This window comes from Sphingomonas pollutisoli, from assembly GCF_029167165.1.
In the GTDB taxonomy this organism is placed as follows: Bacteria; Pseudomonadota; Alphaproteobacteria; order Sphingomonadales; family Sphingomonadaceae; genus Sphingomonas; species Sphingomonas pollutisoli.
This window is the reverse complement of the sequence record NZ_JARFNJ010000063.1, coordinates 397-654: the sequence shown is the minus strand read 5'-3', so window position 1 is coordinate 654 and position 258 is coordinate 397. Positions and strand designations below refer to the sequence as shown.

Sequence of the window (258 nt, the reverse complement as noted above, 5' to 3'; positions counted from 1 at the left end):
AGCAGAAGTCGGCATGCAGGTACCCGAATATTTCTGCAAAAAAGCAGAAGGATTAAATTCAGGAAATCTACTATTAACATAAGCCAAGAATCTAGATACATCGGTATTCACTAAAAACCCTTTAAAAATTAACTTTCTCTTCTTATAATTATGGATGGTTTGTCTACTTATATTAAAATCAGAATAAAATTCCTTTAAAAAAGTGATCAATACAGTAGAGTCCTGGAAGTGCACCCCGTATATTTTATTGTTAACTGA

At 31.8% G+C, this 258-nt stretch carries 1 protein-coding gene; it reads right to left on the bottom strand.

Going from position 1 to position 258, the window contains the following annotated elements; genetic code table 11:
- Nucleotides 1-210, bottom strand: a 210-nt coding sequence (locus PX554_RS26570) for a hypothetical protein (RefSeq protein WP_275505049.1), incomplete at its 3' end; no start/stop codon positions are given.
- Between the last annotated feature and the right edge of the window lie 48 nt (nucleotides 211-258).